Annotated in this window: 23 protein-coding genes; 9 read left to right on the top strand and 14 right to left on the bottom strand. The window is 72.5% G+C overall.

The window, feature by feature from the left end; genetic code table 11:
• The first annotated feature begins 161 nt into the window (after positions 1-161).
• Positions 162-740: a peroxidase-related enzyme gene (locus BLA60_RS40390; RefSeq protein ID WP_075138404.1), complete on the top strand. Its 579-nt coding sequence runs from the start codon at positions 162-164 to the stop codon at positions 738-740.
• Here the strand turns inward: BLA60_RS40390 and BLA60_RS40385 are convergent.
• The 8 genes from BLA60_RS40385 to BLA60_RS40355 form a co-directional block, all read right to left on the bottom strand.
• A complete protein-coding gene (locus BLA60_RS40385) occupies positions 737-1135 on the bottom strand; it encodes a TA system VapC family ribonuclease toxin (RefSeq protein WP_075138391.1) in 399 nt (132 codons plus the stop codon). The genes BLA60_RS40390 and BLA60_RS40385 overlap by 4 nt on opposite strands.
• Positions 1132-1362, bottom strand: a complete 231-nt coding sequence (locus tag BLA60_RS40380; RefSeq protein ID WP_075138390.1) for an antitoxin — start codon at positions 1360-1362, stop codon at positions 1132-1134. The genes BLA60_RS40385 and BLA60_RS40380 overlap by 4 nt, the downstream gene beginning before the upstream one ends.
• A gap of 15 nt (positions 1363-1377) precedes the next feature.
• A complete protein-coding gene (locus BLA60_RS40375; protein WP_075138389.1) occupies positions 1378-2313 on the bottom strand; it encodes a bifunctional helix-turn-helix transcriptional regulator/GNAT family N-acetyltransferase in 936 nt (311 codons plus the stop codon).
• Between the two features lie 64 nt (positions 2314-2377).
• Positions 2378-3148, bottom strand: a complete 771-nt coding sequence (locus BLA60_RS45175) for a peptidylprolyl isomerase (RefSeq protein ID WP_075138388.1) — start codon at positions 3146-3148, stop codon at positions 2378-2380.
• Positions 3145-7314: a glycoside hydrolase family 38 N-terminal domain-containing protein gene (locus BLA60_RS40365; RefSeq protein ID WP_075138387.1), complete on the bottom strand. Its 4170-nt coding sequence runs from the start codon at positions 7312-7314 to the stop codon at positions 3145-3147. The genes BLA60_RS45175 and BLA60_RS40365 overlap by 4 nt, the downstream gene beginning before the upstream one ends.
• A 162-nt stretch (positions 7315-7476) precedes the next feature.
• Positions 7477-7620 (bottom strand): hypothetical protein, encoded by a 144-nt coding sequence (locus BLA60_RS44705; RefSeq protein ID WP_170108440.1) that lies wholly within the window; start codon positions 7618-7620, stop codon positions 7477-7479.
• Between the two features lie 193 nt (positions 7621-7813).
• The gene (locus BLA60_RS40360; RefSeq protein WP_075138386.1) at positions 7814-9010 is read right to left on the bottom strand and encodes an ATP-binding protein; all 1197 of its coding nucleotides are present in this window, start codon (positions 9008-9010) and stop codon (positions 7814-7816) included.
• Positions 9011-9132: 122 nt separating this feature from the next.
• Positions 9133-9372 carry a hypothetical protein gene (locus tag BLA60_RS40355; RefSeq protein WP_075138385.1) on the bottom strand — a complete coding sequence of 80 codons (240 nt, stop codon included), beginning with the start codon at positions 9370-9372 and terminating at the stop codon, positions 9133-9135.
• 188 nt (positions 9373-9560) lie between these two features.
• On the opposite strand from BLA60_RS40355, the gene BLA60_RS40350 reads away from it, so the two are divergent.
• Positions 9561-10226: a DUF5753 domain-containing protein gene (locus BLA60_RS40350; RefSeq protein ID WP_084736136.1), complete on the top strand. Its 666-nt coding sequence runs from the start codon at positions 9561-9563 to the stop codon at positions 10224-10226.
• On the top strand, positions 10223-10396 hold the full coding sequence (locus tag BLA60_RS40345) for a DUF397 domain-containing protein (RefSeq protein WP_075138383.1): 174 nt from the start codon (positions 10223-10225) through the stop codon (positions 10394-10396). Before BLA60_RS40350 ends, BLA60_RS40345 begins: the two co-directional genes overlap by 4 nt.
• Before the next feature lie 65 nt (positions 10397-10461).
• On the opposite strand, the gene BLA60_RS40340 is transcribed toward BLA60_RS40345, so the two are convergent.
• Entirely contained in the window at positions 10462-11739 is a 1278-nt protein-coding gene (locus tag BLA60_RS40340; RefSeq protein WP_075138382.1) for an acetyl-CoA C-acetyltransferase, read from the bottom strand.
• Positions 11740-11844: 105 nt separating this feature from the next.
• On the opposite strand from BLA60_RS40340, the gene BLA60_RS40335 reads away from it, so the two are divergent.
• Positions 11845-13188: a 3-oxoacyl-ACP reductase gene (locus tag BLA60_RS40335; protein ID WP_075138381.1), complete on the top strand. Its 1344-nt coding sequence runs from the start codon at positions 11845-11847 to the stop codon at positions 13186-13188.
• 1 nt (position 13189) lies between these two features.
• Positions 13190-14011 (top strand): MaoC/PaaZ C-terminal domain-containing protein, encoded by an 822-nt coding sequence (locus BLA60_RS40330; RefSeq protein WP_075138380.1) that lies wholly within the window; start codon positions 13190-13192, stop codon positions 14009-14011.
• On the opposite strand, the gene BLA60_RS40325 is transcribed toward BLA60_RS40330, so the two are convergent.
• Positions 14012-15442 carry a M1 family metallopeptidase gene (locus BLA60_RS40325; RefSeq protein ID WP_084736131.1) on the bottom strand — a complete coding sequence of 477 codons (1431 nt, stop codon included), beginning with the start codon at positions 15440-15442 and terminating at the stop codon, positions 14012-14014.
• 12 nt (positions 15443-15454) lie between these two features.
• The gene (locus tag BLA60_RS40320) at positions 15455-16099 is read right to left on the bottom strand and encodes a TetR/AcrR family transcriptional regulator (protein WP_075138378.1); all 645 of its coding nucleotides are present in this window, start codon (positions 16097-16099) and stop codon (positions 15455-15457) included.
• A gap of 129 nt (positions 16100-16228) precedes the next feature.
• On the opposite strand from BLA60_RS40320, the gene BLA60_RS40315 reads away from it, so the two are divergent.
• From BLA60_RS40315 to BLA60_RS40300, 4 genes are read left to right on the top strand one after another with little or no spacing between them, the layout of a single operon-like run.
• Positions 16229-16543, top strand: a complete 315-nt coding sequence (locus tag BLA60_RS40315) for a YbaB/EbfC family nucleoid-associated protein (protein WP_075138377.1) — start codon at positions 16229-16231, stop codon at positions 16541-16543.
• Between the two features lie 8 nt (positions 16544-16551).
• Positions 16552-16827 (top strand): hypothetical protein, encoded by a 276-nt coding sequence (locus BLA60_RS40310; RefSeq protein ID WP_154814955.1) that lies wholly within the window; start codon positions 16552-16554, stop codon positions 16825-16827.
• A 20-nt stretch (positions 16828-16847) separates the two neighbouring features.
• On the top strand, positions 16848-17132 hold the full coding sequence (locus tag BLA60_RS40305; RefSeq protein WP_075138375.1) for a hypothetical protein: 285 nt from the start codon (positions 16848-16850) through the stop codon (positions 17130-17132).
• Positions 17133-17143: 11 nt separating this feature from the next.
• Complete coding sequence (locus BLA60_RS40300; protein ID WP_075138374.1) at positions 17144-17869, top strand: hypothetical protein; 726 nt, start codon at positions 17144-17146, stop codon at positions 17867-17869.
• Positions 17870-17874: 5 nt separating this feature from the next.
• On the opposite strand, the gene BLA60_RS40295 is transcribed toward BLA60_RS40300, so the two are convergent.
• The 3 genes from BLA60_RS40295 to BLA60_RS40285 are packed head-to-tail and all read right to left on the bottom strand — an operon-like array spanning position 17875 to position 21933.
• Positions 17875-20847: an AfsR/SARP family transcriptional regulator gene (locus tag BLA60_RS40295; RefSeq protein WP_075138373.1), complete on the bottom strand. Its 2973-nt coding sequence runs from the start codon at positions 20845-20847 to the stop codon at positions 17875-17877.
• A gap of 58 nt (positions 20848-20905) precedes the next feature.
• Positions 20906-21082 (bottom strand): DUF397 domain-containing protein, encoded by a 177-nt coding sequence (locus BLA60_RS40290; RefSeq protein WP_075138372.1) that lies wholly within the window; start codon positions 21080-21082, stop codon positions 20906-20908.
• Between the two features lie 2 nt (positions 21083-21084).
• Positions 21085-21933: a helix-turn-helix domain-containing protein gene (locus tag BLA60_RS40285; RefSeq protein WP_075138371.1), complete on the bottom strand. Its 849-nt coding sequence runs from the start codon at positions 21931-21933 to the stop codon at positions 21085-21087.
• Between the last annotated feature and the right edge of the window lie 15 nt (positions 21934-21948).

The raw sequence follows: 21948 nt of genomic DNA, 5'->3' as shown, positions 1-21948 counted from the left end.
TGGAGCCCTCCGGTGCGTGGATGCCGACGCCACGGCCACGGCGCGCCGTTCGCCCACTGTTCGGCCGATGTTTGTCCACAGTGGTTGATGGTTCCTGTGGTTGGTTCCCGTGTTGCCCGCGTGCCGGACACGGCTACGGCGACACGGCTACCGTGGGCGTCGTGGCTGACGAGGTGAGCAGGTTCGGCGTGACCGAACCGGAGGACCTGCCCGAGGATCTGCGGACCCGCATCGAGGCCGTGGCGGAGAAGTCGGGGTTCGTGCCGAACGTGTTCCGCGCGCTCGGCCACCGCCCGGCCGAGCTACGGGCGTTCCTGGACTACCACGATGCGCTGATGGACCGCGCCGACGGGCTGTCCAAGGCCGAGCGGGAGCTCGTGGTGGTCGCCACGTCCGGGGCGAACAGCTGCACCTACTGCGTGGTCGCGCACGGCGCGATCCTGCGGGTCCGCTCGCGGGACCCCCAGCTGGCCGACCGGGTGGCCACCAACCCGTGGACGGTCGAGCTGTCCGAGCGTGAGCGGGCGATCGTCGACCTGGCGCTGGCCCTGGCCGTGGACCCGGCGACCTTCGCCGCCGAGGACCTGAACGCGGCCCGCGACGCCGGCCTGACCGACGACGAGATCTGGGACGTCGGCGCGATCACCGCGCTGTTCGCCCTGTCCAACCGCATCGCCCACCTCGCCGACCTGCGGCCCAACGACGAGTTCTACCTGATGGGTCGCCTGCCGCGCGCCTAGCCCGTCGCGACCAGCACGGCGACGTCGGCGTGCGCCTTGGCCAGGCCGGGGTCGAACGTGATCAGGCGACCGCCCCGCCGCCTGGCCTGGTGGGCCAGGTAGGCGTCGGTGACCTGCGGATGTCCGACGACCCCGGTCAGCGGGACCTCGTCGAAGGGCACGTCGTCGGGCCAGAACTCGTGGCGCGGGTCCTGGGCGATGGCCTCCAGGACGGCGTGCGCGGTGTGCGCGAGATGACCGAGGCGCACCATCAGGCGAACCAGGGCCGACTGGGTGCTGGGGCAGGTGGCGAAGGGCTGGTCGCTGGCCTCCAGCCAGTCCTCGGCGGCCTCGTGGTGGACGTGGCCCACGACGACCAGGGCGATCAGCACGTTGGGGTCCAGCAGGTCGGTCATTCGTCGTCGTCCAGGGTGCGCACGTCGTCGGTGGTGATGACCGTGCCGAGGTCGACAAGCGGCAGCCCTGTCCGTTCACTGCGTGTGATGATCGCTTCCCCGGTCCGCTGACCAAGGCCCCGGCGCATCAGGTCCGCGACGGTCTCGGACAGCGTGCGGGAGGTGTCCCGGGCGATCGACAGCGCCCGGGCGTGCAGGTCCTCCGGCAGGTCGATCGTGGTCCGCATCACCGCATCATCGCATCATGATGCGCTCAGGTCCAGGCGCCAGGTCTGGCCGGTGAGGCGGTGGCCGAAGCGCTCGGCGGTGTCCTGCTCGACGAGGGTGAAGCCGGCGCGCTGGTAGATCCGGCGGGCCGGGGCGAGCAGCGACACCGTCCACAGCTCGATGGCCTGGTAGCCGGCGGCGCGGGCGAACCGGAGGCACTCGTCGACCAGGGTCGCGCCGACGCCGGTGCCCCGGGCGCTGGGTTCGACGTGCAGCAGGCGCAGTGCGGCGGTGGTGTCGTTCTTGCGCACGCAGAAGATCGCGCCGACGCGTTCGCCGGACAACTCGGCGATCCAGGCGTTCTCGCTGGTGGAGTCATGTTTGTCGAGGTAGCTGGCGACGATCTGGGCGACCAGGGCCTCGTAGGAGGAGTCCCAGCCGTGTTCGGTGGCGTAGAGGGCGCCGTTGCGTTCGACGACCCAGCCGTAGTCGCCGGGTTCGGGGGCGCGCAGGCGAACGCTGGGTGCGGTCTCGACGTCGACGAGGCGGGCGCGGATCAGGTCCATGGCCTCGACGACCTGGCGTTGTTCGCGGTCGGTGAGGCCGGTGAGCAGGCCACGGATCTGGCGGGCGGACTTGTGGTCGAGGACCAGGAAGCTGTCCCGGCCGCGCGGGGTCAGGCGGATGACCTGGCGGCGGGCGTCGGCGCGGGAGCGTTCGCGGCTGAGCAGGTCGTTGTCCTCGAAGCGGCCGAGCAGCCGGCTGAGGTAGCCGGCGTCCAGGCCGGTGGCGCGGCGGAGTTCGGCGACCTCGGTCTCGTCGCGCTGGCCCAACTCGAAGAGAACCCTTGCTTCAGTCAACGAATAAGTGGTGTTCAGCAGGTGTTCGTCGAGGGCGCCGAGGAACTTCGTGTAGCTCCGATTGAAGGCGCGGACTGCGGAGATGTTCTCGATGGGGACCACGTTCGACATCGCTGACCTTACGTTTCCCGTGAAACAATTGCTTGACGAAGTCAAGCATATGGTAGCGACGGCCTCAGTGTCGATGGGTGTTGTCGGGCTGGGACGGGTCACCGGGGTGCTCGAAACCGGGCGCCAGCCGCACCGACTCCGCCAACCGCTGGTCGAGCCACTCGACGAACGCCCGCCGCCGCGCGCCCAGCGTCAGCCGGCGGCGGATCTCCTCCCGGACCTCGGCCAGCGCACGCACCCTGGCCGGCGCCACGTCCACCACCAGCACGGTGTGCGTGCCCACCGCGTCCGCCAACTCGACCCGGCCGCCGGGCGGCGTGCCGAACACCGCCCGCTCCAACTCCCGGCCCAGCTCGCCCCGGCGCACCGCGCGCGCCGGCCGGGCGTCCGGGTCGCCGGTGCCGACCGCGTGCCGCACCAGCCGCCGCTCCGGGATCCGGAACCCCTCCGGATTGGTCCGCCAGTACCGCGCCACCCGCGCGTCGGACACCGTCACACCGGCGGTCACCGCGAGGAACACGTTGCGCGCCACCGGATCCCGCGTCAGCACATCGGCCGCGACACTGCCGAGGCCGAGCATCCCCGCCCGGTCGGGCACCAGCTCGGCCAGCGCCGGCGCGCCGGCCGCGTCGACCCCCAGCCGCCGCGCCGCCCGCGCGACCACCCGCTCGGCGACGAGCACCTGCACCAGCCACCGCCGTAACTGCCGGCCCTCGCCGGTACCGCCCCGGGGCAGCGCCGAGGCCCGGGGCCCGGCGCGCAGCGCCGCCTCCCGCCGGTCCACCTCGCCGACCTCCACCGGGTCCCCGTCGACCCACGCCACCACCGCGTTCATGCCGTCACCTCCAGCGCCACGGCAGGCGAGTACAGCAGCCTCCCGGCGCCGGCGACCCGGATCAGCGCCCACCACCGGCCCGGCCGCGCCCACGGCGGCGCCACCACGTCGAACGCCAGCTCCACCTCACCGCCACCGGGCAACTCGGCCCCCACCAGCCGGGGACCGGCCAGCTCCCAGGTCCCCCACGGGCTGACCAACGCCGCCTCCACCGCCACCGGTGCCCGCGCCCCCGAGGCCACCCGCACGGCGAGCCGGCCGGCCTCGCCCGGCGCGAGCCGCACCGGCGACGGGTCCCCGACCAGCCTGAGCAGGCCCTCCTCCGGCGGGGAGCCGACGGTCAGCACCGCGACGTCCTCGACGGTCTGGCCCCAACCGCCGGGCAGGTCACCGGCCGGGGTGACCGACGCGCGCACCGGGTAGCGCCCGTCGGGCGGGTCGGCCGGCGCGGTCACTGTCACCGTGGTGGACAGGTGCCCGCCCGGCGGCAGGCCGAAGGGCACCTCGTCGGGGGTGGCGTGCCAGCCGTCGGGCAGGGCCAGGCGCACCAGCCCGGACAGCTCGACATCGGTACTGCCGGAGGCCACCGTCAGCTCCAGCACCCGCTGGTCCGGGGTGGGGTGCAGGTGGACCGCGAGCGGCAGGCCGCCCAGCGGCGCCGGGCCCCGGTTGTGCAGCCAGTACTTCGCGAACAGTGGCCCGGTCGGCTCCGCCAGCACACCGGTCACCGGAGTGTCCACAAGGGACTCGACGGCCGGGGTCGCCAGCACGGTCACCGCGTCACAGCCGGGGACCTCGATCTCCTGGCCGGGCAGCGAACGTGCCGGCTCCTCCAGCAGGTTGGCCGCCGTCAGATCACCGAAGGACACCACGTCCGAGGCCAGCCGCGCGCTCACCGGCGAACCGGTGTGCGCCACCAGCCGCAACGCCACCTGCCGCGCCGGATCCGCCGGCAGACCCGAACCCCGGGTCAGCGGGTTGCCGGCGGCCTTGACCGCCGCCAGCCGCACCAGCCCCGCCGGCTCGGCGCGCAGCAGCGACCCGGCGGCCGGCAGCGCACCGCCGGGACCGTCGGTGACCACGTCGGTGACCACCGCGTGCAACGGCCGGTTGAACTCCGCGCTCGTCTGCGCGATCCCGGCCGCGCGCCAGTCACCGTCGCCGGCGGTCAGGGCGTAGTGGAACTCGTGGGTCCAGTGCTGGAGCTGGAAGTTCGAGCCGTCGGGCACCGTGCGCCGGGGCGGGTCGATCCACACCCCCGACGGCCAGCCGGTGCACGAGCGCAGCAGCGACGTGTGCAGCGTGCCGCCCGTGTCGACGGCGAACCCGGGCAGCCCCCGGTTCAGCACGGCCACCGAACGCCGCTCGTAGGGCGGTTGGCCCGGGTCGCCGGCACCGACCTCGACCACCCGGTCGGCCAGGTCGTCGACCAGCGACTCGACCAGGCCGGGCAGGTCGGGGCCGGCGGCCACCAGCACGCCCAGCGCCCGCGCGTCGCGCAGGTCGGCGCTGGGCCGCCACACCTGCGCCAACGGCTTGTCCGGCGTGACCCAGCGCAGCCCGTCCGCGTCGGCGATCCCCTGACGCGCCAGCACGTCCGCGGTGAACGCGTTGACCGCCGCCCCACCGAGCGCGATCCGCACGTCCGGCAGGTTCGAGTCGACCTCCAGGGCGCCGTAGCGCGCGCCGTCGGCCGCCGACACCGTCGAGGTCACCCCGCAGCGCGCCAGCGCCACCGCCAACGGCCGGGCCAGCGCCGCCTGCTCCAGCGACGGCACGATGATCTCGGCGACCCCGATCGGCCGCAGCGCGCCGTCGGCCAGCCGCAGCGCGGCCGCGCTCGACAGGCCGAACCAGGTGTGCGCCGGGTTGTCCAGCGTCCACGGGTGCTCGGCCGAGTCCACGTCGATCAGGCCGAAACCCCGGCCCACCACCGCGTTGCCGACCTCGCTGACCGGCAGCGCGCCGGGCACCGGGCACGGCCAGCGCACCCGCAGCAGCTGGTCCTCGCCGGTGAACTCGTCCACCGTGGTCACACAGTCCACCCGGGACACCCCGCGCCACACGGTGATCGTCTGGGTGTAGCGGACCGGGCCGACCGCGCCGGTGACCGTGATCCGCTCGCCCAGCGGGCCGCGGGACACCGCCACGTCGGCCGCCGACGAGCCCGACGTGGTCACCGGCCCGCGCGGCAGCAGGTGCCAGGGCCCCTCGCCGAAACGCGGGTGGCTCGGGTACTCCGCGTACACCGCCAGCTCGTTGCCGACCCGGCCCGGCGCGATCAGCTCACACCCCCCGTCGCGCATGTCGAGCAGGCTGGACACCCCGCCGCCGCGCGCCGGGTCGACGGTCACGGTGAACCGGTCCGAGGCCGCCGTCAGGCCATCGACCGCGACCCAGTCCTGGTTCCCGGTGCCCGGTCGCGCCGAGGTCGCCAGCCGGAAGGCCCGCCAGCCCAACGCCGGCACGTCGGCCGCGAGGAAGCTCACCGAGGCGCCGCCGTGCTCGACCAGGCACGGCAGGACCGTCCCGTCCTCGCCGGTCACCGTCACGTGCCCACCCAGCGGCTCGGCCAGCCGGACGGTCACCACGTCGGTCCTGGCGTGGTTGAGCGAGTTCCACACCACGACCCGCGTCCCGTCCCCCGCGACCAGGTTCGACAGCACCGTCAGCGACCGCGCGCGCACGTCGGCGGCCAGGTCGTGCGCGTCGCGCCAGCCGGTGACCAGGTCGAGGTAGACCTGGTCGGACTCCGAGCCGGTGATCCCGTCGTGGTGGGCGCCGTAGGCCAGCTGCACCCAGGCCTTGGCCAGCGCGGCGTCCGGGTAGCCGGCGCCGGCCAGCAGCCGGGCGAACACCGCGAACGCCTCGGCCTCCAGCACCGCGACCTCGGCCGCGCGCTGCGCCTGCTTGGTGTCGATGTAGGACACGTCCTTGCCGGTGTAGATCGGGTTCATGTCCCGGGTCTGCGGCGAGGGGTCCACCCCGCGCGCGGTGAACGACTCCCGCACCGCGGCGAAGAAGTCCCGGGGCAGCGAGCAGACGAACCTGGGCCACACGTAGCGGCGGGCGAACTCGCGGTGCACGCGGGTCACCCACTTCGCCGGCGGGGTGTAGTCGCCGCCGACGGGCAGCAGCACCTCGCGGGTTCCGGTGACCCGCTTGAGCTCGCGGAAGATCCCGTAGGCCGCCTCGCAGGCAGCGTCGAGGTCCACGGCCGAGTCCAGCGTCCAGCCCGAGCCGTAGTGGTCGGTCATGTAGGAGGTCAGCAGGCCGCGCCCGGACGGCGAGATCCACTCGAACTCGCTGGGGAACTGCATCCGGGTCGGGTCGCCCTTGCCGGTGTCGGTGCGTTCCATCGGGCCCCACTGGTGGAACGGGCCGCGCGCCCAGGAGCTGGAGGTGAGGCCGGCGTCGGCGGCGAGGCCGGGGAAGGCCGGGTCGTGGCCGAACGCGTCGAGCTGCCAGGCGGTGGCGGGGGTCGCGCCGAGCACGTCGCGCTGGAAACCCATGCCGTGCACGAAGTTGCGCACGGTGGTCTCCGGGTCGGTGAGGTTGGTGTTGGGCTCGTTGTACGCGCCGCCGAGGACCTCGACCCGGCCCTCGTCGATCAGCCGGCGCAACACGGCGCGGTCGGCGGGGAAGGTGTCCCAGTAGGGCTTGAGGTAGTCGACCTCGGCGAGCACGAACCGGTACTCGGGTTCGGTCAGCGCGAGGTCGAGGTGGGCGCGGACGAGGTCGAAGCCGGCGAGCTGCCGGGCGCCGCGCGGGGAGCCGGGGAAGTCGAGCTGGTCCCAGGAGACGGTGTAGGCGGCCTGGGTGTTCCACCAGACGGGGTCGTAGTGGAAGTGGCTGACCATGTGCATGGTCCAGCCGGCCTCGGCGACGGTGAACGGGAACTCGACGGTCGCGGTGGAGCCGGCGTACTCGACGACCGCCTCGGCGGTGACCGTCTCGCCGGGGGTCGTGGCGCCGGTGTCGACACCGACCTCGACGACGGTGTCCGGCGCGCCGTCGGTGGTAGCCGGTGTCGGGGTCGTGATCCGTTCGCCCCGCACCAGGATCGTGGCCGGTCCGCCGCCGTCGAGCGTGACCCGGACGACCTGGAGCGGTGCCTGGACCGTTCCGATGAACAGCTCTGTCGCTTGCGCGCCAACAACACCCATGCAACGCACTGTGCTTGGCGGATCACCGGCGCACAAGAGGTGCGGACAGATGGAAACCCCGCAGTGCTGCCAGGTCGGGGGTCCGCCAGCACTACGGGGTCAACCGGAACATCGTGGCTTGCCCTTGGGGCGTTACACGGCCACGAAAAAAGTTTCGCGCACTCAGCGCATGCGCTGCTGGTGCTGCGCCATGATCAGGATCTCGTCACGCATGGCCGGCGTGGCCGCGGTGGCGATCGCGTGGTTCACCGCTCGCCGGTTGCGGGCCTCGATCCGCCGGGCACGGATCTTCGCGGCGATGTTCATCTGCGTTCCACTCCTTGGTTAGGGCTCCCACTGGTTCCTCCAGTGCCTTCTATTATGCCCCTTCCAACGCCAGAAACCCACGGTTTATTCGGTGAAGCGAGCCACATACCGATGATCGTCCGGCGGCTTCCGGGTCCTGGCAGACGTATCCCCCTGTCTACGAAGATCACTAGACAGGGGGATACGAGGGCAGTCAGTCGTCCATGTTCAACAGGTACCGGCCGAAGTGCGGGACGGTGAAGGCGATCCGGCCGCGCTCGGCGGAGTAGATCAGGCCCTTCTTGATCAGCGAGTCGCGCGCGGGTGAGAGCGACGAGGGCTTGCGGCCAAGGTGGCCGGCGATGTCCGAGGTCGCCGCGCCCTCGTCGGTCTTGCCCTTGGTCAGCTCGGCCATGGCCCGCAGGTACTCGCGTTCGGCCGGCGTCGCGCGCTCGTAGCGGGAGCCGAAGAACCCCACCGCGAGTTCGGCCTCGGCCTCCGGCGCGGCGACGGCGACGTCGTCGGCGGTGATCGGGTCACTGGCCGCCGCGTCCCACGCCGCCTTGCCGTAGGCCTGGATGAAGTACGGGTAGCCGCCGGCCGCGTCGAACAGCGAGTCGAGGGCCTCGTCGGTGATGCCGGCCTCCTCGCGGGCGATCGGCGCGAGCACCGCCCGGTCGGCGTCGGTGCGGTCGAGGCGGTCGATGCGCACGTACCGGAACAGCCGCTCGGAGTAGGACTTGCTGGCCGAGAGCACCGCCGGCAGATGCGGCAGCCCGGCGCCGACGACCACGAACGGCGCCCCGGACTGGGACAGCTCGTGGCAGGCCGCGCACAGCGCGGAGATGTCGTCGGCCACCACGTCCTGCATCTCGTCGATCAGCAACGCCACCCCGGTGCCGACGTCCTGGGCCAACTCGGCGACGTCGGTGAACAGTTCGACCAGGTCGATCTCGATGTCCCCTGAGTCCGCGCGCCCCTGGGTCGGCGGCACGTCGATCCCCGGCTGCCACCGGTCCCGCAACTTCGAGTCGGCCGGCGAGGCCCGCAACGCGAACGCCTTCAACACACCCAGCACGTGCTCCACCCGGTCCGGCGCCCGGTGACGCACCGCCAGATCCCGCACCGCCCGGTGCAGCGCCGCCGACAGCGGGCGACGTAACCCGGCGTCCGGCCGGGCCTCGATCTTGCCCGCGCCCCAGCCCCGCCGCACGGCCATCGACCGCAGCTCACCGAGCAGGACGGTCTTGCCGACCCCACGCAGACCGGTCAGCACCAGACTGCGCTCGGGCCGGCCGCGCGCGACACGTTCGAGCACCACGTCGAACGCCTGGACCTCCTTCTCCCGACCGGCGAGTTCGGGCGGGCGCTGCCCGGCCCCTGGCGCGAAGGGATTGCGCACGGGATCCACGATCAGACCGTATCGACGTCTCTAGCGAGAACCCGATATTGCGCCAGAAACCCCGACGGCGTGTCGCCGATCGCGGCCTATCGCCGTGTCTAGAGAAGATCCAATAGACGGCGATAGAGCCCTCAGTTGGTGTCGTGGCACCACTCGATGCGTAGTGGGGTCACCATGCTGTGCAGTCGCAGGGCTCGTTCCGGGCTGTCGGAGATTCCGAGCATGGGCGCTCCGTCGGTCCCCCGACGGAAGACGACGACATCGGAGTCGCCGGCGTCGGTGGTGATCAACATGCAAGCGGCGTAGACGCGGTTGGTGGTGTCCTCGGTCGAGGTGAGCATGAACGGGACGATGTCCATGGTGGTGTTCACTCCGGTTTCTGTGGTTGTTGCTGTAGCTGGCGGATGGTGGCGAGAACGGTCTTCGCGAGGGCGGTGCAGGCTGTTTCGCCGACGGTGAGTCGCAGGGAGGGGATCCCGGTGGTGGATCCGGCGCGTGTGAAGGTGATTTCCGCGCGGAGACCGGCAGGCGGCTTCCTCCCCTCGCCGACCTGGTTCGCGTGCTGGACGAGCTGGGGACGCCCGCCGACGTGCGCGAGCGGATTCTCGGTCTGCGACGCGACGCCGATGACGCGCCAGGACAACTCACCGCTGGCGCGACGACGCTGGGCGGTTCGCTCACGCAGCTCGTCAAGCACGAAGCGGCGGCATCGAGAATCGTGGACGTCGCGCCGCTGCTGGTCCCAGGTCTGCTCCAGACGAGTGACTACGCGCGGGCGATCATGGGCGACGTCCCGGACGCGGACACCCGGGTGGCTCTGCGAGCGGGGCGTCGGGAGATCCTCACGCGCCGGTCACCGGTTGAGTTTCTCGCGCTGGTCGACACGGAGGCGTTGGTGCGTCCGATCGCGCCGCGAGACGTGATGGTCGAGCAGATGCACCACCTGCTGACGATGGCGCGGCGGCCGAACGTCACGATTCAGCTGATCAGCTCAACTCGCCCCGGGTTTCACCCTGGGCTGGCCGGGCCGTTCGAGTTGATCGGATTCCCGAAGGCCAGGCCGATTGTGCTGCTGGAGCACCACCGCAGCAGCCTGTTCCTGTGGGAGGAGAGGGACGTGGCGGCGTTCCTGGAAGCGTCGGAGGAGATCCGGCAAGCGGCGATGACCCCGGCCGAGTCGACCGGCATCATCGAGAACATCGTCCATGGGATGGAGACGACATGACGACAGTATCTGAGCGGTGGCGCAAGTCCACCCGGTCCGCGCAGGAAACGAACTGTGTCGAGGTGTCCAACCTCGGCGCCGTGCGGGACAGCAAGAATCCCGACGGGCCGCGCCTGAACGCCGATCTTTCCGGGTTGATCTCCTCGGTGAAGTGGGGCCAGGTCATGTAGCCCCCGGGTGCCCCTGCCTTCCGGGGAACACCGTCGGCCGATCCTGATCGACGAGGAACAGCGCGCTACGCGGCTTCCAGGATCGCTGTCACGCCCTGGCCGCCGGCCGCGCAGATGGAGATCAGGCCACGGCCGGATCCCTTCTCGTGCAGCATCTTCGCCAGGGTCGCGACGATTCGGCCGCCGGTGGCGGCGAACGGGTGGCCGGCGGCCAGCGACGAGCCGTTGACGTTGAGCTTGGACCGGTCGATCGACCCGGGCGGCTCGTCGAGGCCCAGGCGGGTCTTGGCGAACTCCGGGTCCTCCCACGCGGCCAGGGTCGCGAGGACCTGGGAGGCGAACGCCTCGTGGATCTCGTAGAAGTCGAACTCCGCCAACGAGAGTCCGGCCCTGGCCAGCATCCGGGGCACCGCGTAGGCCGGTGCCATCAGCAGACCGTCGCGGCCGTGGACGTAGTCCACGGCCGCGGTCTCCGTGTAGGTCAGGTAGGCCAGTACCGGCAGCCGCCTGGCCTGGGCCCACTCCGGGGAGGCCAGCAGCACGGTGGACGCGCCGTCGCTGAGCGGGGTCGAGTTGCCGGCGGTCATGGTGCCGTCCTGGCCGCCGAAGGCCGGCTTGAGGGTGGCCAGCTTGTCGGCGGTGGAGTCCGGGCGCAGGTTCTGGTCGCGGGTCAGGCCGAGGTAGGGGGTGAGCAGGTCGCCGAAGAAGCCGCGTTCGTAGGCGGCGGCGAGTTTCTGGTGTGAGGAGGCCGCCAGCTCGTCCTGGGCCTCGCGGCTGACGTCCCACTGCCTGGCGGTGATGGCGGCGTGTTCGCCCATCGACAGGCCGGTCCTCGGCTCGGCGTTGCGCGGGATGTCCGGGACGATCTGGCCGGGGCGCAGCCTGGTCAGCGCGCGGAGCCGGGCGCCGACCGACTTCGCCCGGTTGAGCGACAGGAAGATCTGGCGCAGGTCCTCGTGCACGCCCAGGGGGGCGTCGCTGGTGGTGTCCACGCCGCCGGCCACGCCAGAGTCGATCTGCCCGAGTGCGATCTTGTTGGCCACCTGGATCACCGCCTGCAATCCGGTTCCGCAGGCCTGCTGGAGGTCGTAGGCGGGGGTCGTGGGGGCCAGTCGTGAGCCGAGGACGCACTCCCGGGTGAGGTTGAAGTCCCTGCTGTGCTTGAGAACCGCGCCGGCGGCGACCTCGCCGAGCCGCTCGTCCTGCAGGCCGAACCGGCTCACGAGACCATCGAGGGCGGCGGTGAACATGTCCTGGTTCGACGCCGTCGCGTAGGCGCTGTTCGACCGCGCGAACGGGATCCGGTTGCCGCCGACGATCGCGACCCTACGTACCTGATCCATGAACGCCTCACATCCCACGACACGTCTTTCCCGGCTGGCAATCCTAACCTACTCACGAGTAGGCTCAGCGTCGAGTGAGGCCCCGAACACGGAAAGCGGAGCATCATGACCGACCGCTATCAGCAGTTTGCCCGGTCCGGCTTCGGTCGGCTGGTCGTGCGCCGGCTCGGGTTGCCCAACCCGGCTCCGCTGCGCCGCCACCACCTCGGCGACCCCCCGCTCACCGGCCCGGCCCTGGTCGCTGCCGCCGAGGGCGGCCGGCTGGGCGGCGTCGCGGACATCCTCAAGTCCGCCGGCGTCGACGTGCTGACCGAACCGCTCACCGGCGACACGCCCCGCCACGCCGCCCTCGTCTACGACGCCACCGGCATCGACCACCCCGACCGGCTGCGCGAGCTGCACGCCTTCTTCCACCCGCTGATCCGCACCGTCGGCCCCAGCGGACGGGTCGTCGTGCTCGGCACCCCGCCCGAAGCCCTCGGCGGCCGCGCGGCCATCGCCCAGCGCGCCCTGGAGGGCTTCACCCGCTCGGTCGGCAAGGAACTGCGGCGCGGGGCCACCGTGCAGCTCGTGTACGTCGCCCCCGGCGCCGAGGGATCGGTCGAGTCGACCCTGCGGTTCCTGGTCTCCGGCCGCTCGGCCTACGTCGACGCCCAGGTCGTGCGGATCGGCTCGCACACCCGCTCCACCGTCGAACCGGCCGACTGGGACCACCAGCTGGCCGGCAAGGTCGCGCTGGTCACCGGGGCCGCGCGGGGCATCGGCGCGGCCATCGCCGAGGTGCTCGCCCGCGACGGCGCGCACGTCGTCGCCCTCGACGTCCCCGCCCAGGGCGACGAGCTGTCGGCGGTCGCCAACCGCATCGGCGGCACCGCGCTCCAGGCCGACATCACCGCCGGCGACGCCCCCACCCGGATCGTGGAACACCTGCGGGAACGGCACGGCGGCGTGGACATCGTCGTGCACAACGCCGGCATCACCCGGGACAAAACGCTCGGCAAGCTCACCGAACAGGCCTGGGACGCGGTGCTCCAGGTCAACCTGTGCGCCCAGCTGGCGATCAACGACGCGCTGCTGGAAGCCGCCGCGCTGCGCGCCGAGGGCCGCGTCATCGGCGTCTCCTCCATCGCCGGGATCGCCGGCAACGTCGGCCAGACCAACTACGCCACCAGCAAGGCCGGCGTCATCGGCATGGTCGACACGCTCGCCCCGATGCTCGCCGAACGCGGCGCCACCATCAACGCCGTCGCCCCCGGCTTCATCGAGACGAAGATGACCGCCGCCGTCCCGCTGGTCATCCGCGAGGCCGGCCGTCGGATGAACAGCCTGTCCCAGGGCGGCCTGCCGGTCGACGTCGCCGAGACCATCGCCTGGTTCGCCAGCCCCGGCTCCGGCGCGGTCAACGGGAACGTGGTGCGCGTGTGCGGCCAGAGCCTGCTGGGGGCCTGACATGGCGCTCACCGAACTGACCTCGGCCCCCAGCCTCGGCGCGCTGTACCCGAAGGCCGTGCTCACCGGCTTCCGGCACCGGGGCGGCGACCTGCCCGACACCGAGTACCTGCTGCCCGGCGTGCCGGTCGACGTGGCGCACCTGGCGGCCTACGACCGCGTCTGCGGGTTCCGCCTCACCGACGACCTGCCGGCGACCTACCCGCACGTGCTCACCTTCCCCCTGCAGATCAAGCTGATGACCGCCGCCGACTTCCCGTTCCCGCTGGCCGGCTCGGTGCACGTGGCCAACCGGATCACCCAGACCCGCCCGCTGACCCTGGCCGACCGGCTCGACCTGCGGGTGCGCGCGGAGAACCTGCGCGACCACCCGCGCGGCCGGCAGTTCGACGTCGTCTCCACCGCCACCGTCTCCGGCCAGACCGTGTGGACCGACACCAGCACCTACCTGCGCCGCACCGGCGGCGGCGAACGCGACCGGTCCGAGCGCGCCGAACCGCCGGCGCCGCGGGCGCTGTGGCGGGTGCCGGCCGACACCGGCCGGCGCTACGCCGAGGTCTCCGGCGACCGCAACCCGATCCACCTGCACCCGCTGACCGCCAGGCTGTTCGGCTTCCCCCGGGCGATCGCGCACGGCATGTGGACCAAGGCCCGCTGCCTGGCCGCCCTGGAAGGCCGGCTGCCCGGCGCGTACACCGTCGACGTCCGGTTCAAGCTGCCGGTCCTGCTGCCGGCCACGGTGGCCTTCCACGCGCAGGACGGGGAGTTCTCCCTGCACGACGCCCGCACGGGCAAACCACACCTGGCCGGCACGATCAGCTGACTACGTCCCTGCCGGACCCGCCGGTGGCGCCGGGGGCTTGCCGGTCGAGTACAGCCAGGCGTCCCACACCGCCGACAGGTCCCGGCCGGCGATCCGCTCGGCGTGCGCGGTGAACTCGGCGGTGTCGCCGTACCCGCCGGCGCGGGACCGGGCCCAGTCACGCAGGATCGTCAGGAACGTGTCGTCGCCGACCTCGACCCGCAGCGCGTGCAGCACCATCCCGCCCCGGTAGTAGACCGCGCCGATGCTCGGGCCGTCGAACCGTCCCGGCTCGGCCACCGGGACCTGCCAGATCGCATGGTCGGCCGGGTACTGGTCGTAGCGCCGCTTCGCCTGGGCCTGCGCGGTGCTCTCCCCGGTGTCCTCCAGCCACAGCCACTCGGCGTAGGTCGCGAACCCCTCGCTGAGCCAGAAGTCCCGCCAGTCGCGCATCGACACCGAGTTGCCGAACCACATGTGCGCGTACTCGTGCACCATGACGACCACCGGGTCCAGCAGCGAGTCCTCGCCGAAGACGATCTGGTTGATGAACGGCCGGGTCTGCACCTCCAGCGCGGCGTTCTGGGTGGCGAGCACCGCGCCGGTCGACTCGAACGGGTACGGGCCGAACCTCGACTCCAGGAACGCGATGAACTCGGGCGTGCGGCCCAGCACCGCGCGGGCGGTCTCCTGGTTGGCCGCGTCGGTGGCGTAGGCGTTGATCACCGGCAGGCCCGAGGGCGTCGTCGAGGTCTCGACGTCGAAGTCGTCGATCACCAGCCCGGTCTGGTAGGTGCCCTGTGGGTGGGTGCTGCGCCAGTGCCAGCGGGTCCGGCCGTCGGGCCGGGGCGTGGTGGCGACCGGCAGCCCGGTGGAGACCACCTCCAGGCCGTCCGGCACGGTCATCGCGATGTCGTAGGTCGCCTTGTCCGACGGGTGGTCGTTGCTCGGGTACCACCACGGCGCCATGTGCGGCTGGCGGGCGATCAGGATCGCGTCGCCGTCCGGGCGCCACGGGTCCTCGCCGTAGCGCTGGTACCGGTCGGGGTGGTCGCGGTAGGTCACGGTGACGGTCATCGGCCGGCCGGCGCCCAGCGTCCGCGCCGGGGTCACCACCAGCTCCCCGTCGTCGGAGGAGACGAAACCGGCCGGGGCACCGTTCACCCGCACCGACGAGGGCGTCAGCAGGAAGTCCAGGTTGAACCGGCTCAACCGCTGGGTGGTGGTGGCCCGGATGGTCGTGGTGCCCCACAGTTCGTCGGTGTCGGGCTGGTAGTTCAGCCGCAGGTCGTAGTGGGCGACGTCGAACCCGCCGTTGCCGTCGAGCGGGTAGTACGGGTCGCCGACGCCGGGGGCGCCGATCGTGTCGTCCCCGGTGGCCAGCGCCGTGGCGGGTGCGGTCGTCAGTCCGACGGCGACCGCCACCGAGGTCAGTACCAGTGCTAATCGCATCCCGGCATTGGATCACGCGTGTTCGGCGGGACTCCAGGTGTTGCCGTCGACCAGATCGCCGAAACCCATCCACACCAGGTTCATCAGCCGGGACGCCACGACCTTGCTCGGCACGTCCGGATGGTCCAGCCACCAGTCGGCCAGCGACTCGGCCGCCCCGACCAGCGCCGCCGCCAACGCCTCGGTGGACTGCTCGTCCAGGCCCCGGCGGGTGGCGGTGCGCACCAGCAGCGTGTCGACCAGGCTGATCGCCTGGCGGCGCATGGCGATCAGCTCGTCGCTGAACGGGCCGCCCTGGGAGATCGCCTGCCGGTGCAGCACCTGCCAGCTGGCCCGCTGCGCGCCGACGAAGTCGAAGAACGCGCGCAACCCGTGCCACAGCTGCATGTCCGGCGGCAGCTCCAGCGACACGCCCTGGCTGATCGCCGCCAGCAGGGTGGCCGACTCCCGCCGGATGCACGCGGCGAACAGGTCCTCCTTCGACCCGAGGTAGGCGTAGATCATCGGCTTGGACACCCCGGCGACCTCGGACACCTCGTCCATGGACGCGTTGTGGTAGCCGTGCGCGGAGAACACCGTGACCGCCGCGTCGAGGATCTGCCGTTCGCGCACCTCGCGGGGAAGCCGCCTGACCCGCCGTCGCTCGTCCACGCTCATGCCCCGTGACTACTGGAACGCCGCCCCAGCCGCAAGTACGTGCGGGAGGACAGCGCCGGGGACAGCGCAGGGACAGCGGCCTGTCCGATCATCCTCGGCGTTGGGATCACCACCACGAGGGGAGCGGACATGGTCGACACCCTGTCCCGGATGGCCAGGGAACTGGCCGCGCACACCGAGCGCCTGCGCGGCGCCGTCACGTCGGTCGACGCCGAGCTGGCCGGAGCACCGGTCACCGCGCGCTCGGCGGAGGGCACCGTCGAAGCGGCCGTCGACCACCGGGGGCGGCTGGTCGACCTGCGGATACCGAGAACCGCCCTGACCAGGGGGCACGGCGGGATCCTCGGCGAGCAGATCGCGCAGGCGGTCAACGTCGCGCGGGACCGGGCACTGCACGAGTGCCGCGCGCTGATCCGCGCCAGGATGATCGGCGGGCGCCGGTGAGCGGACTGATGCGCCTGTACGACCTGGAACCCGAGCAGGACGCCCCACCGAGAAACGCCCGGCACGACCACTTCGCCCAGGTGCTGGTGGGCGTCGGGCTGGGCGTCGTCGGCGCCGACGAGACCGGACGGTTGACCGAGGTCAGCCTCGACGGCCGGGTCCTGCGCGTGATGAGCCAGGACAGCGTCGCCCGCTACCTCGTCGAGGCGGTCAACGCCGTCCAGGACGCGGTCCACCACCGGTTGGTCGAGCAGCGGAGGCAGCAGTGGCCGGGTACGAAGTAGTTCCGGGCGCGCTGACGAACATGGCGCGCACGATCGGCGACGTCGCGAACGTGTGGAGCGACCTGCGGATCTCGATGAAGCAGTGGTCGATGGACTCGTTCACCCTCGGCGCGCTCGGCGAGGCCGAGGGCTATCCCGGTGACTACAACGAGGTGCTGACCGAGATCGTCACCAAGGTCGGCGCGGTCATGGAGTCGTTCGTGTCGGCCGACCTGGTCCTGCGCGAGGTCGCCGCGACCTACGAGGCGCAGGAGGCCGAGTACTACGAGAAGTTCGGCTACGTCGAGGAAGAACTCGAGGACTGAGGGGGGACGGCATGACATCACCACAACCAGGAACGCAGTACGACGATCCCGGTCGGGGCTTCAGCGACGTCGCGACCCTCGACCCCGAGGAGTTCCCCGAGGAGGAGGCGGGGATCGTGCTCGGCGCCGCCGAGACCATCGACATGATGTGCTCGGTCCAGGGCGCTTTCACCGCGGCTGCCCAGGCGATGATCGACACGGTCCGTGCGCTGCTGGGGGACTTCGAGACCGCCCAGGCACTCGCGCTGGCGTGGGGCGCGGCCCAGGAGCCGGCGTTGCAGGCCGGCACCGACCTGCTCAACGGCCAGGCCAGGGTCGAGGTGTACTGGCAGGGCGGCGCGATGGACGGGTTCAACGCCTACCTCAACGGCATGATCGCCTCCTGCGGCGCCGCCGCCACGAAGTTCGCCGAGATCGGCACCATGCTCGGCGAGACCGTCTCGCTGGTCTACCAGACCCACGCCGTGGCCGTCGGGGCGATCCTCGACGCGGCCAGCGTCTGCGTCGGCCTGTTCAACCCGTTCACCTGGCCCGACGCCGTCAGCGGGGCGATCGACACGGTCAACGCCGCGGTCACCGAGTCGATGCGGATCATGGGCGAGTTCCGGCGGAACCTGATCTCGTTGGACATCTCCGCCGACGGTTTCCCGGTCCCGCCGACGCTGCCGACCGACGTGGGCAACCCGGACGCCTGGGAGGTGCAGCCGCCGACGGCGCACGCGCCGGACCGGGACTGAACCGCTCAGCCGGAGAGCCGCTCACGCAGCCGCCCGGCCTCCGGCGTGCCCATGTCGGCGTAGATCTCCCACGCCGCCTGCCAGTGCCCGCGGGCCTGGTCGTGCCGGCCGAGCTGGTGGTGGGTGTCGCCAAGGCCGGTCAGCGAGTGCGCGCGTTCGATCCGGTCCTCGGCCAGGGTCGCCAGCGCGAGCGCCTCGGTGTTGCGCGGCAGCGCGGCGGCCGGGTCACCGGCGGCGCGGTCGAGCACGGCCAGCCCGTTGAGCGCGGTCGCCCGCAGACACGGGTCGCCGACCTCGTGGCCGATCCGCAGCGCCTCCTCGTGGGCCGCACGGGCCTGGTCGTGGTCGCCGCGCGCCGCGTGCAGGGTGCCCAGGTTCTGCACGACCTCCCCGCGCAGCGTCGGAATGCCCTGCTCGTCGGCGATCGCCAGCGCCTGCCGCAGGTCGGTGTCCGCGCTGGCGAGGTCACCGAGCCGCAGGTGAACGAGGGCCCGGTCGCGCAGGGTGTAGCCGCTGTCGGTCACGTTGTCGTGGCGGGCGGACAGTTCCAGCGCGCGCTGGCTGAACTCCAGCGCCCGGTCGTACTCGCCGAGCCAGCGATAGGCGTTGGCGGCCGCGCCGAGCGAGGAGTCCTGCAACTCCGGGCGCCCGCAGGCGACGAACAGGTCGATCGAGCGCAGCACGGCGGCCAGCCCCGCCCGCAGCCGGCCCTGGCGCAGCATCAGGTCGCCGAGGTTGGACATCGACGCGGCCTGCCCGTACACGTGGCCGGTGCGGGTGTAGACCGCCAGCGCCTGCTCGGTGTACCGCAGCGCGCGGTCGGTCTGGCCCTGGTAGCGGCCGAAGACCAGGCCCAGCACGCGCAGCGCGTTGCCCTGCGCCTGGTCGTCGCCGTGCCGGCGAGCGGCGGCCAGCGCCAGCGTCTGCAACGTCTCCGCGTCGTCGAAGTGCCCGCCCAGCAACAGGTACCGCCAGGTCACGCCGGCCATCAGGGTGGGCGCCGCACCGGTGGCGTGCCGGGTGGCGGCGACCAGGTTGGGCCGTTCCCGGTCCAGCCAGGCGCGGGCGCCGGCGGCGTCGGCGAAGTCCGGCAGGGCGACGCCGGGGTCGGCCGGCAGCGCCGGGCGGGCACTGGCCTCCAACGGGACCAGAACGTCCATCGCCCTCGCGGCGGCGTGCAGGTAGTAGGTGAACAGGCGGTCGCGGGCGGCGTCGCGCTGCGCGTCGGTCTCGGTGGCGGCGGCCAGTTCGAGGGCGTAGGCGCGCAGCAGGTCGTGCGAGCGGAACCGGCCGCCGTCGGCGCGTTCCAGCAGGTTGCCGCGCACCAGGACCTCCAACGGCCGGCGCACGCCGCGGGGGTCGGTGCCGGCGAGCGCGGCCAGGGCGTGGGTGTCGAGGTCGTGGCCGGTGCGCAGGCCGTGGTGGCGGAACAGCCGGGCCGCGTCGGGCGGCAGCCCCCGGTAGGACCAGGACAGCACCGCCCGCACCGAGGCCTGGTCGTCGCCGTCGACGTCGAGCAGGTCCAGCGCGTCGGCGGCGTCGGCGATCTCGGTGTTCAGCTCGGCGATCCCGGTCCCCGGTCGGGAGTTGACCAGCTCGGCGGCCACCCGCAGCGCCAGCGGCAGCCGGGCGCACCGCCCGGTCAGCTCGTCGATCTGGTCGGCCCCGGCGTCGCGCCGGCCGCCGATGAGCGTGCGCAGCAGGATGTGCGCGTCGCCGGCCGGCAGCCGGTCGAGGTCCAGCCGCCGCGCGCCCTCGCGCGCCGCCAGCCCCGGCAGCGCCTGGCGGCTGGTGACCAGCGCGAGGACCGAGGGCGTGCCGGGCAGCAGCGGGCGCACCTGGTCGACGGTGGCCGCGTTGTCCAGCACCAGCAGGATCCGTCGCCCGGCGACCAGCGTGCGCCACCGCGCGGCGCGCTCGTCCAGGTCGTGCGGCAGAGCGGCGCCGAGTGCCTCCAACAGGCGCCCGAGGGCCTCGTGCGCGGTGACCGGCCGGTTGCCCTGGTCGTAGCCGCGCAGGTCGACGAACAGCTGGCCGTCGGGGAACCGGTCACGTACCCGCTGGCTCCAGTGCACGGCCAGCGCGGTCTTGCCGACCCCGGCGGTGCCGGCCACCACCCACAGCGGGTCACCCCGGTCGAGGCCGGCGTCCAGCTCGGCCAGCTCCCGGTCGCGGCCGACGAATCCCGAGGTGCGGTAAGGGAGTTGGGCCGGCACCGGGGGTGTCCCGCCGGCCGGGGCGACGGCGGTGACGGGGTCGCCGTTGAGGATCTGGGTCTCGATGGCCCGCAGCTCCGGTCCCGGTTCGAGGCCGAGCTCGTCGACCAGGACCGTGCGCGCGGCGCGGTAGACCTCCAGCGCCTCGGCCTGGCGGCCGGAGCGGTAGAGCGCGGTCATCAGCAGGCCCTGGAGCCGTTCGCGCAGCGGGTGCTCGGCGACCAGATCGGTCAGCTCGGCGACGATCGCCGCGTGCCGGCCCAGCCGCAGAGCGGCCTCGCAGCGCAGCTCGACGGCGAAGTGCCGCAGCTCGGTCAGCCGCGCGGCCTCGGCGGCCAGGACCGGGGTGTCGAGGCCGCCGAAGGGCGGGCCGCGCCACAGGTCCAGCGCGGTGTCCACGAGCGTGGCGCAGCGCCGCGGGTCGTCGCCGGCGAGCTGGGTGGCCTCGTCGAGCAGCGTCGTGAACCGCTGCGCGTCCAGCTCGCCGGGCGCGACCCGCAGCCGGTAGCCGCCGTGTTCGAAGGTGATGCGCTCGGCGTCGCCGAGCAGGCCGCGTAACCGGGAGATGTGGATCTGCAACCGCTGGGCGTCCAGGTCGACCGGCGCGTCCGGCCAGAGCGACTCGACGAGGACACCGACCGGGACCAGCTCGTTGGGCGCCGCGAGCAGGATGGCGAGCAGCGTGCCCCGCAGCCCGGCCGGCGCGGGAACGTCGACGCCGGCCCGGGTGAGGTGGACCGGTCCGAGTACGCGCAACCACATGGCCGTGTCCTTCGTGCCGTCCCCAGGCACGCGGGACGGTACCAGGACAGACCGGACGTCAGCGGACGAATGCCTGGCGAAGCGCCTGGAACGCGGCGGCCGGGACGGTCAGCCGCCCGCCGCCGGGGTTCTTCGAGTCCCGCAGACCGACGACGCGGCGGTCACGGGCGACCTCGACACACTCGGTCTCGTTGCTGAAGCTGGACTTGCGCCACACGGCATCCCGGAAGGGCATGCTCACCTCTCGTCGTACTCGGCGGCCAACCTGGCCAGGAACTCGGTGGTGTCGGCGGGTTCGAGAGCGAACTCCTTGAGGGTATCCGTGAGCGGCCGGAACGGGTCGGTGTCCTCGGGCTGGTCGAGGAACCCGGAGGCCTGCCGGTGTTCCAGGTGCACGATCGCCGGGGCGCGGGTGAACTCGAGCAGGACGTAGGGCCCGAACAGCGGGTAACTCCCCCGGCTGAACGGGATCACCCGAACGGTCACGTTGGGCAACGCGGCGACGGCGACGATGTGGCGGAGCTGGTCGGCCATCGCCCCCGCCCCGCCGAACGGCCGGCGCAGCGCGGCCTCGTCGAGGATCGCCTCGTAGCTGGGCGGGTTCTTCGGCCGGGTGAGCACGGTCTGCCGCCCCGCCCGCGCGGCGACCTGCGCCTCGGTGTCGTCCTCGACGGCGCCGGAGGCCTCCCGGATCGCACGGGTGTAGGCGTGGGTCTGCAACAACCCGGGCACGGTCAGCGGCTGGAAGTGGGTGATCCGCGTGGCCTGCGCCTCAAAGGTGATCAGCGTCGGGAGTTGCCGGGGCAGGGTGCTGCGCCCGGTCTCCCACCACCCGGCCGGGTTGGCCGCCCTGGCGAGCGCGAGCACCCGCTCCCGGGCGACACCGTGCACCCCGTAGATCACCAGCAGCGCGGACACCTCCTCGGCGCAGGGCATCCGAGTCCCCAACTCGTTGCGGTTGAGGCTGGCCGAAGAGATCCCCAACGCGTCGGCGGCCTGCCTGGTGGTCATCCCCGCCGCCCGCCGCAACTCCCGCAACTCATTGGCCAGCGCCCGGGCCCGCGACGCACTGTGTTTGTCCGACATGCAGAAATCCCACCA

Origin of the sequence: Actinophytocola xinjiangensis, from assembly GCF_001921215.1 — a bacterium.
Taxonomy (GTDB): Bacteria; Actinomycetota; Actinomycetes; order Mycobacteriales; family Pseudonocardiaceae; genus Actinophytocola; species Actinophytocola xinjiangensis.
The sequence above is the reverse complement of the archived record's forward strand: the minus strand, read 5'-3'. Positions and strand labels throughout refer to the sequence as shown.

Bases quoted from the DNA above. Each gene is read 5' to 3' on its own strand.
- BLA60_RS40385 (WP_075138391.1), bottom strand. From the start codon at position 1,135: ATGACCGACCTGCTGGACCCCAACGTGCTGATCGCCCTGGTCGTCGTG.
- BLA60_RS40380 (WP_075138390.1), bottom strand. From the start codon at position 1,362: ATGCGGACCACGATCGACCTGCCGGAGGACCTGCACGCCCGGGCGCTG.
- BLA60_RS40375 (WP_075138389.1), bottom strand. From the start codon at position 2,313: ATGTCGAACGTGGTCCCCATCGAGAACATCTCCGCAGTCCGCGCCTTC.
- BLA60_RS45175 (WP_075138388.1), bottom strand. From the start codon at position 3,148: ATGAACGCGGTGGTGGCGTGGGTCGACGGGGACCCGGTGGAGGTCGGC.
- BLA60_RS40365 (WP_075138387.1), bottom strand. From the start codon at position 7,314: ATGGGTGTTGTTGGCGCGCAAGCGACAGAGCTGTTCATCGGAACGGTC.
- BLA60_RS44705 (WP_170108440.1), bottom strand. From the start codon at position 7,620: ATGAACATCGCCGCGAAGATCCGTGCCCGGCGGATCGAGGCCCGCAAC.
- BLA60_RS40345 (WP_075138383.1), top strand. From the start codon at position 10,223: ATGACGACAGTATCTGAGCGGTGGCGCAAGTCCACCCGGTCCGCGCAG.
- BLA60_RS40340 (WP_075138382.1), bottom strand. From the start codon at position 11,739: ATGGATCAGGTACGTAGGGTCGCGATCGTCGGCGGCAACCGGATCCCG.
- BLA60_RS40335 (WP_075138381.1), top strand. From the start codon at position 11,845: ATGACCGACCGCTATCAGCAGTTTGCCCGGTCCGGCTTCGGTCGGCTG.
- BLA60_RS40330 (WP_075138380.1), top strand. From the start codon at position 13,190: ATGGCGCTCACCGAACTGACCTCGGCCCCCAGCCTCGGCGCGCTGTAC.
- BLA60_RS40325 (WP_084736131.1), bottom strand. From the start codon at position 15,442: ATGCGATTAGCACTGGTACTGACCTCGGTGGCGGTCGCCGTCGGACTG.
- BLA60_RS40320 (WP_075138378.1), bottom strand. From the start codon at position 16,099: ATGAGCGTGGACGAGCGACGGCGGGTCAGGCGGCTTCCCCGCGAGGTG.
- BLA60_RS40315 (WP_075138377.1), top strand. From the start codon at position 16,229: ATGGTCGACACCCTGTCCCGGATGGCCAGGGAACTGGCCGCGCACACC.
- BLA60_RS40310 (WP_154814955.1), top strand. From the start codon at position 16,552: ATGCGCCTGTACGACCTGGAACCCGAGCAGGACGCCCCACCGAGAAAC.
- BLA60_RS40305 (WP_075138375.1), top strand. From the start codon at position 16,848: ATGGCGCGCACGATCGGCGACGTCGCGAACGTGTGGAGCGACCTGCGG.
- BLA60_RS40300 (WP_075138374.1), top strand. From the start codon at position 17,144: ATGACATCACCACAACCAGGAACGCAGTACGACGATCCCGGTCGGGGC.
- BLA60_RS40295 (WP_075138373.1), bottom strand. From the start codon at position 20,847: ATGTGGTTGCGCGTACTCGGACCGGTCCACCTCACCCGGGCCGGCGTC.
- BLA60_RS40290 (WP_075138372.1), bottom strand. From the start codon at position 21,082: ATGCCCTTCCGGGATGCCGTGTGGCGCAAGTCCAGCTTCAGCAACGAG.
- BLA60_RS40285 (WP_075138371.1), bottom strand. From the start codon at position 21,933: ATGTCGGACAAACACAGTGCGTCGCGGGCCCGGGCGCTGGCCAATGAG.